5 protein-coding genes are annotated in these 8,787 nt (G+C 57.1%); all 5 read left to right on the top strand.

Going from position 1 to position 8,787, the window contains the following annotated elements:
- Positions 1–14 precede the first annotated feature (14 nt).
- Positions 15–167 carry an IS3 family transposase gene (locus tag FE781_RS18140; RefSeq protein WP_425464974.1) on the top strand — a complete coding sequence of 51 codons (153 nt, stop codon included), beginning with the start codon at positions 15–17 and terminating at the stop codon, positions 165–167.
- A 623-nt stretch (positions 168–790) separates the two neighbouring features.
- A complete protein-coding gene (locus FE781_RS09690) occupies positions 791–2,308 on the top strand; it encodes a response regulator (protein ID WP_138789415.1) in 1,518 nt (505 codons plus the stop codon).
- Between the two features lie 16 nt (positions 2,309–2,324).
- Positions 2,325–4,070, top strand: a complete 1,746-nt coding sequence (locus FE781_RS09685; protein ID WP_138789414.1) for a sensor histidine kinase — start codon at positions 2,325–2,327, stop codon at positions 4,068–4,070.
- Between the two features lie 180 nt (positions 4,071–4,250).
- Entirely contained in the window at positions 4,251–5,933 is a 1,683-nt protein-coding gene (locus FE781_RS09680) for an ABC transporter substrate-binding protein (RefSeq protein ID WP_138789413.1), read from the top strand.
- 135 nt (positions 5,934–6,068) lie between these two features.
- Entirely contained in the window at positions 6,069–8,198 is a 2,130-nt protein-coding gene (locus FE781_RS09675; RefSeq protein WP_138789412.1) for a glycoside hydrolase family 52 protein, read from the top strand.
- The last annotated feature ends 589 nt before the right edge of the window (positions 8,199–8,787 follow it).

Here is an 8,787-nt window from a genome sequence, read left to right as displayed (position 1 = left end):
CCTTCTGGGGAACCCTGAAATGTGAGAGGTATTATTTGCATACATACAGTACCTTTGAGGAACTCAAAAAAGACATAGATGACTACATCCGTTTTTACAATAACGAGCGATTACAGGCAAAACTAAACGGCCTCAGTCCCATGGAATTCAGGACCAAGGCCGCTTAACCGATTTTTATTTTTTTGTACTGTCTACTTGACGGGGGTCAGTTCAAGCCGGAGGACCGGAGGGGCGGCCCTTTGCTTCGCGGAGGAAATCATCTTTAATCTGTCAGGCTTATTGTTAAGATTATGGGGTATCAGGAAGGAGACGAAGGGGATATAATCCGTTCTGAAAGCGATTTCGAGGAAAGGGCTCGAACCGGGAACGCAAGCCCGGGACGATGGAGCTTATGAGGCTGTCCCGCCAGCCCCAAACGGAGACGTCTGTCCAGCCAGTGCAAATCACCGAATCCGGATGGACGCGGCTGACCGACCAGCATGTGTACGATGAGGCCTCGACGCAAGCGCACATCCCTATCTGTAGGGGCGGAATAATCGGATCGTGTATGGACTGGCGACAAACATTTTGTGGAAGAGGCGATGGAGCTGCCGTCGTCCGCCACCGGGCCGATCTCCGCCCCCGGACGGCAGCTGGAGCATCTGGAATTTTTGATTCATCACTCCCAAGCAGAAGCGCGAAGGCCGTCTGCCGGCATGTCAGGGGGACGGTCTTTCGCGCAAATTGTTATTTTCCTGCAAGCGTTTTCGCATTATAATGAAGAAACCGCTACATCGGGAGGGAGATTCAGATGAACAAAGTGTTGTTGGTCGACGATGAAGTGTTCGTCCGCAAAGGCTTGCGCAATCTGATCGACTGGCCGTCGCTCGGTTACGAGGTAGCTGCGGAAGCGGACAACGGGGAGGAAGCGTTGGCAGCCATCGAATCGGAGAAACCCGATCTGGTCGTCACGGACATCCGCATGCCGGTGCTGGACGGCCTTGACCTCATCCGGACGGTGACGGAGCGGCAGAAGTCCACCCCCACGTTTATCATCGTAAGCGGTTACCATGAATTCAAATATGCCCAGCAGGCGCTCCGCTACGGCGTTCACGATTATATCCTAAAGCCTATCGACGAAAACGAGCTGACCGCAACGCTCAAAAAGTTGTGCGGCCGTCTCCGGCTGAGAAAATGGACCCGGTCCGGCAAGGCCGGGGAAGGATCCGTCCCGGTGCTGGATCTGCTCGCGCAGGAGGACATCGCCCCCGAGGACGAGCCGGAATTCGCCGCCGCCCTCGGCATGGAGCAGTCGTACCGGTTCGTCTATATTCTCGCGGAATATGCGGACGCTTCCGCCGGTGATGTCTTGACGGCGCTCGGCTTGCCTTATCACGAATCGCTGCCGGGCCACTTCGGCGTGCTGGCCGATTCGGCGAAGCTGGCCGGGTTCGGCGGCTCGATCGAAAGCTTTCTCGGCGAGCTTCAATCGAAGCTGCCGGCCCGGCCCGGCTGCTCAGTCGCGCTGTACGCCGGCCGGTGCGTGGAACGCATCGGAAGCGTCAAGGAATCGGCGCTGACCGCACTCGAAGCCTCACAGTACAAATACGCTTATGACGGCGAGCCGTATATTCTGTACGACCATGTGCGCGATAAGCCGCTGAACCACTTGCACGTGGACTCGCAGTTGCATGCGCGGCTGCTGGAGCAGATAGAGGAGAACAACCGGGCGGCTTGCGAGTCGACGATCGGGGAGATGTTCCGGGAATTCCAGACCCGGATCTTGGCGCCGAAAGCGGTCGCCAGTGCTTTGAGCCGATGTGTGATCGGCATCGTCCGCGTCATCCGGGAGATGGGAGGCGACGAATGCCGGTTGCCTTCGTTGCACGCGACGATCGAAGGAATGCAGCCGAACCAGGGCCTGAAGGCGCTGAAGGAGATGTTCAGCCAGTTTGTCATCGAGGCCGCGGAATATGTCGCGCTGCTTCGTCAGGAGCAGGCCAAAAGCGGCATTCACCAGATCAGGAAATATATCGAACAGCATTTTACGGAAAACATCAGCTTGAAAAGCATCTCCGCCAAGTTCTACATGAACCCGGTATATTTGGGACAGCTGTTCAAAAAAACGTACAACATTTACTTCAACGAATTCGTGCTCGACCTGCGCATTCAGGAAGCGAAGAAGCTGCTGCGACAGACCGATCTGCGAATGTACGAGGTGGCGCAAAAGGTCGGTTTCCAAAATGCCGATTATTTCGTCACCCAATTCGAGAAGCTGGAGAAGATGACGCCGACGGAATACCGCAACAAACTGCTCGGAAACAAATGAAACGGTGACGGAGCGAATGAAACGGATCAAATGGCCGGCTTGCCTGAAATTGAACAACATGAAACTGCGCGACAAACTCTTGCTGATGTACTTCATCTCCGTGTTTGCGCCGATCGTGCTGACCAACATCATCTTCTACCAGGTGACGACCAGCCATGTCCGCAACCAGAAGGAACGCGACGCTTCGGTGGCGCTGGAGCAGACGAAGCGCGAGTTCCGTTCGCTGATCGAAGAGGCGGTGGGCATCTCCTACTTGTACTACACCGACTCCGCTCTGAGCGAGAGGTTGGACCACCGCTACGAAAGCACACTCGACTATGTTGAAGCGTATCACACGTATTTGCGGCATGCGTTCACGCGAACCAATCAGGCCGCAATCCGCTGGCTGCAAATTTATGTCGACAATCCGACAATTCATACTTCCGGCAATATTGAACTGCTGACGGATGAGGTCCGCAGCTTGGAATGGTTCCGGGTGTTCTCCCGGGAGAAGGTTCCGTATCCGGTTCTCATCTCCGCGGATGGCACATTCAGCTTGCTCCAGCGATTGGACAACTATACAAACGAATACGAGAAGCTGCTCAAAATCGACCTGAACATGGACATGATCCGGCAGCTTTTCCTCCATTCTCCGTTTGAGGGAGATCTGTATTTGACGGGGCCCGATGGCGTCATCCAATATGCAAGAGCCCCAGATGCAGGCTTGACACGAGGCCGGATGACACTGGCATCGGTTCCTTTGTCCAAGGACACCATGCGGTTTGTCAAGCCGTACGAGGGCGTCAATTACCTGAAAGGTTGGACACTTCACGGTTTCATGGACGAGAGAATCGTGCTGGAAGAGGTGCGCAAATCGTGGCCGTACGTCATCGGGCTGGCGAGCCTCAACTTCCTCGTGCCGAGCCTGATCCTCATTCTGATGGCCCGTTCCATCCATGTACGGCTGATTCGGCTCCTGAAGCACATGAAGAAGGTGAAAAATCAGAACTTCGAGACGATCCCGCCGGCCCAGGAGTCGCGGGACGAGATCGGGCAACTGATCAGCGAGTTCAACCGGATGACGGGACAGATCCGATCGCTGATCCAGGACGTCTATATGGCCGACATCCAGAAGAAGGATCTGGAGTTGAAGCAGCGGTTGGCGCAGCTTCACGCCCTGCAAAGCCAGATCAATCCCCATTTCCTGTTTAACGCCCTGGAGACGATCCGGATGCGCAGCCTGATCAAAAATGAGGTGGAGACGGCCAGGATTATCCAGAATATGGCGAAAATATTTCGAAAGTCAATTTCCTGGGGCAGGGATTGGGTGACGATCCGGGAGGAATTGGAACTGGTCGAGTGTTTCCTCGAAATCCAGAAATACCGGTTCGGCAACAAGTTGAAGTACATTATCGAAGCCGAGGACGAAGCAATAGATACGGTAATTCCGAAGATGACGCTGTTGCCGTTCGTGGAGAACGCAAGCATCCACGGGATCGAATCAATTCCCCACAACGGATTGATCGCTGTCGCAATCCGGCTGTCGGGAGAACGGATGCAGGTCATCATTACCGACAACGGCATCGGCATGACCCCGGACAAGCTCGAAGACATCTTGCTGTATTTGAACGAAGACACGGCGATCAAGGAAAAGATCGGAATGAAAAACGCCTTCACCCGTCTTCGAATGTGTTACGGCGAACAGTTCCAGTTCGAAATTCGCAGCGAACCGGGACAAGGCACGGCGGTCGAGATCGGGCTCCCGATGAAGCCCGCTGTCTAACGGGAAACCCGCATGGGCGCGGCCGGGGCGCGGAAGAGCGGACGGCGTGTCGTCCGCGCTTTTTCTAAGGTTTTCAAAGTACGATCTAAAGTTTGGCGGGTCAAGAAGAAAACGGTTACTGGTTATACTGAAACGTATATCAAAAAGCAACACGATCCGGTCGAAAGGGCAGGAATGCCGATGGTCAAGAAAAAAGCTTTAACTGCCGCAGGATTGGCGGTTATGCTTGCCGCTGCGGGCTGCAGCGTAGGAGACAAGGAAACCGGCATGTCGGCCCCGTCTTCCTTGACTTCTTCAAGTTCCCCGACCCCAAACAAGACATCCGTAACATTTACGTATTTCAGTTTCAGCAGCAACAAGGACATCTACGCCAACGAAACGGTGATCGGCAAGGAATTGGAAGCGCAGACGGGCGTGAACTGGAAGATGGAATTCCTCGTCGGCGACATCAACACGAAAGCCGGGGTCATGATCGCCAGCGGCGACTACCCGGATGTCATCGTCCCCGACGGGCAGATCGACAAAATGATTGACGCGGGTGCGTTTATCCCGCTGGACGACCTGATCGAGAAGCACGGGCCCAACATCAAACGCGTCTACGGCCCGTATATGGACAAATTCCGCCAGGAGGACGGCAATATCTATCATCTCCCGTTCTCGGCCAACCTGGGTTATATCCCGGAGCCAAACATTACCCAAGGCGCATTCTGGATTCAACGGGCTGTTCTGAAGGAATTCGGGTATCCGGTTGTCAAAACATTGGACGAGTATTTTGATCTCATCAGAAAGTACAAGCAGTTGTACCCGAAGGTAGACGGAAAGGACACGATCGGATTCGCCACGCTGACGCACGGCGACCAATTCTTCACCTTGACGAACCCGGCGATGCATCTCGCGGGTTATCCCAACGACGGCGGCGTCATCGTCGATATGAACACGCATGAGGCGAAAGTGTACGCGACAACGGATATCGAGAAGCGCTGGATCCAAAAGCTGAACGAATTGAACAACCAGGGCTTGTTCGATCCGGAGACATTCACGATGAACAAGGACCAATACCTGGCCAAGCTGACTTCCGGGCGAGTTCTTGGCTTTTTCAACTACGCTTGGCAGATCGGGGACGTTAACAACCATCTGCTGAAAGCGGGGATCGACGAAAAACGCTACATGCCGCTGCCGATCGTATACGACAAAGACATCAAGGACCAATACATCGATCCCCCGGCGTTTGTCAACAACCGCGGCATCGGCATATCGGTCAAGGCGAAGGACCCGGTCCGGATCATCCAGTATTTCGATAATCTTTTGAAAGAAGAGAACCAGATTCTCGTGCAGTGGGGCAAAAAAGGAGAGACTTACAGCGTAGACGAGAACGGCCGGTTCTACCGCACCGAAGAACAGATCAAATACGGACAGGACCCCGATCTGATGCGATCCTACGGGTTCTCCTACTTTAACTATTATTGGCCGCGTTACGGCAATTTCTCCGTGCTGCAGGACGGCAACGCCTACGCGGTAGGCAGTCAGCCGGAGGTGGCCGAGAGGTCGTATACGGACGGAGACCGCGAATTTTTGAAGGCGTACAACATCAATGTCTTCAGCCAGCTGTTCTCCCTGCCGGACAACCGGCCGTGGTATCCGGCCTGGAGCATCAACAAGGGGCAAGGCACGCCGGAGCAAATTTACGAACAGAAGTCGAGCGACTTGCAGCGCAAATATTTGCCGAGGCTCATTCTGGCGAAGCCGGAGGAATTCGAATCGATCTGGAAGGAATACACGGCCGAATTCCACAAGCTTGATGTCAAGGGCTACGAGGCGTTTGTCACAAAAGTCGTTAAAGATCGTGTGGCCGGCAAATGGTAAAAATGCCCGCTCTTCGTTGGCAAAGCGCAATGCAATTGACGAGGGAGGTGAATGTTTCACCAAGAAGTTCAAGGCGTGTTACCGGGAATGTCATCCATTTTCAACACAATTGTCATCGAGGGAAGGAGACCGAATATGCCGGACAATCTGTTCTTTAACGCGCATCATTCGCCGATCGGCGCTTTTGCGAGCTTCACGCTCGGATTTCCGGGGGCATCCGGAGGATTGGACCTGGAGCTGGGTAGACCGCCCCGTCAGAACGTCTACATCGGGGTCGAGTCGGAGGAACGGCCGGGGCATTACCGGACGCTGCCGTTTCATGAATCCGCTTCCGAAGACGAGAGCAGGAGATACGACATCGAGAATCCCGATCCCGATCCGAACAAGCCGAGAATCTTGTTCCCGTTCGCCCCGGAGGAAGTGCGGAGGGATTTCCGTTTGTCGTCGGATACGTGGACGGCGGGCGACCTGACGTTTGCGATCTATTCGCAGGTGGTGCCCGTGCCCGACCCGTCGGCGCCGGCGACGTCCGCCGAGGAGCTGAAGCTGGCGATCGTTCCGGCCGTGCTGGCGGAGCTGACGGTCGACAACAGGCGGGGAAAGAGGCCGCGCCGGGCTTTCTTCGGTTATCAGGGGACCGATCCGTACAGCCTGATGCGCCGTCTGGATGATACGGCTCCTGGGCTTCGCGGGATCGCCCAGGGGAGGCTGACGGCGATCGCGACGGACGATCCGGATGTTCGCAGCGCGCAGCATTTCAGCATCGAGAACATTTTGACGGCGGAACTGGAAGAGAACTGGACGTTCGGCCTCGGCCCCGTCGGCGCGCTTGTCATGGACGTTCCGCCCGGGGAGAAGCGGTCGTACCGGTTCGCCGTCTGCTTCCATCGCGGCGGCACGGTGACGGCGGGCATGGACGCCTCCTACTATTACACCCGGTTTTTCCGGCGGATCGAGGAGGTTGCCGCATTCGCCGTCAGCCGGTACGACGAGCTTCTGGGGCGGTCTCTGGAGTCTAACCGGATGATCGACGAGTCGGGGCTGTCGGAGGACCGGCGGTTTATGATGGTGCACGCGATCCGCAGTTATTACGGCTCGACGCAACTGCTCGAGGCGGACGGAGAGCCGGTCTGGGTCGTGAACGAAGGCGAGTACCGGATGATGAACACGTTTGATCTCACGGTGGATCAACTGTTCTATGAGATGCGCATGAATCCGTGGACGGTTCGATGCGAGCTGGAATGGTTCGCGAAGCGTTACAGCTACGAGGACCGCGTCCGGTTTCCCGGCGATTCCGAGGAGCATCCGGGAGGCATCAGCTTTACGCACGATATGGGCGTGGCGAATACGTGGTCGCGGCCGGGATACTCCGCCTACGAGCTGTACGGGCTGGACGGCTGCTTCTCCCATATGACGCACGAGCAATTGGTGAACTGGGTGCTGTGCGCGGCGGTATACGCCGAGCAGTCGGGAGACCGGGAGTGGCTGGAAGCAAGGCTGCCCCTGCTCGAACGCTGCCTCGAGAGCATGATGAACCGCGATCACCCCGATCCGGCGCAGCGCAACGGCGTGATGGGGCTGGACAGCACGCGCACGATGGGCGGCGCGGAGATTACGACCTACGACAGCCTGGACGTGTCGCTCGGACAGGCGCGCAACAACATTTATCTCGCGGGCAAATGCTGGGCCGCTTACGTGGCGATGGAGCGCATCTTCGCGGAGAGCGGCCGGGAGGAAGCGGCGCGGCAGGCGGGCCGCCAAGCCGAGGCGTGCGCCCGGACGATCGCCAGCCACCTGCGGCCGGACGGGTTCATCCCGGCGGTGATCGGCGAAGGCAACGAATCGCGTATCATTCCGGCAATCGAGGGGCTCGTGTTCCCGTACTTTACGGGGAACCGCGAAGCGCTTGACCGGGACGGCCGGTTCGGCGAGTACATCCGGGCGCTTGATACGCATCTGCGGACGGTGCTGGTGCCGGGCGTCTGCTTGTTCCCGGACGGCGGGTGGAAAATATCGTCCACCAGCAACAACTCCTGGCTCAGCAAGATTTATCTGTGCCAATTCATCGCGGAGCGCATCCTCGGTCTGCCGCCCGGCGAAGCCGGAGCCGCGGCCGACGCGGCCCATGTGCGGTGGCTCACGCACGAGCGGCTGTCGATCTGGAGCTGGAGCGACCAGATCATCTCGGGCGAGATCACCGGCAGCAAATATTATCCGCGCGGCGTAACCAGCATCCTGTGGCTGGAGGGCAACAGCCAGCCGTAAGCGGGCGCTGGAAGGCAGCGCCGGGTTAGCGGGAGGCGGCCGGGTGCGTTAGGTTGCGCTTCCGGCCGGGAGGGGCGATTGCCGAGACCGTGCCGGTCCGGCAGTCGTCCGAGCGGAGCGGGCCGTCATCGGCGCATGTGCAGCGCCCCTCGCGGGCGGCAGCGAAGCCGCCGGCCGGGGGAAATGGTGCTGCCGGCGGCTTACGGGCCGTTCGAGTACGCCGCCGGGCCTCGAATCGTGCAGGAATGGGTCCGCTGAAATGTAAATCTACACTTCATTTTCCGGTATCCCGCTACCTTCGCGCTTTGAAATGCCATGATACACTTTAATGACCAGGTTTCATTAGAAAATCGGCGAATACCGGCCAAGGAACTGTATTTTTGCATGATAATTGGGCCAAAACGTCAGGAAAAGGATTTTGGAGTGTAGATTTGCACTTAGCGAGTTGGCTACAGCAGGTTTCGGCAGGGCAGCAGGGTTGCGGCAGGGCTGCAGCAGGGCTATCGCAGAGTCGCGGCGGCTCGCCACAAGCCGATATTCGCCCGGCAACCGGCTGCGCTGAACAAGGAAGGCCGTGCGGAAAATCGCT

Origin of the sequence: Paenibacillus thermoaerophilus, from assembly GCF_005938195.1 — a bacterium.
GTDB lineage: Bacteria > Bacillota > Bacilli > Paenibacillales > Reconciliibacillaceae > Paenibacillus_W > Paenibacillus_W thermoaerophilus.
This window is presented reverse-complemented; position numbering and strand designations above follow the sequence as displayed.

Coding starts and splice junctions, on each gene's coding strand:
- FE781_RS09680 (WP_138789413.1), top strand. CDS start 4,251: ATGGTCAAGAAAAAAGCTTTAACTGCCGCAGGATTGGCGGTTATGCTT.
- FE781_RS09685 (WP_138789414.1), top strand. CDS start 2,325: ATGAAACGGATCAAATGGCCGGCTTGCCTGAAATTGAACAACATGAAA.
- FE781_RS09675 (WP_138789412.1), top strand. CDS start 6,069: ATGCCGGACAATCTGTTCTTTAACGCGCATCATTCGCCGATCGGCGCT.
- FE781_RS09690 (WP_138789415.1), top strand. CDS start 791: ATGAACAAAGTGTTGTTGGTCGACGATGAAGTGTTCGTCCGCAAAGGC.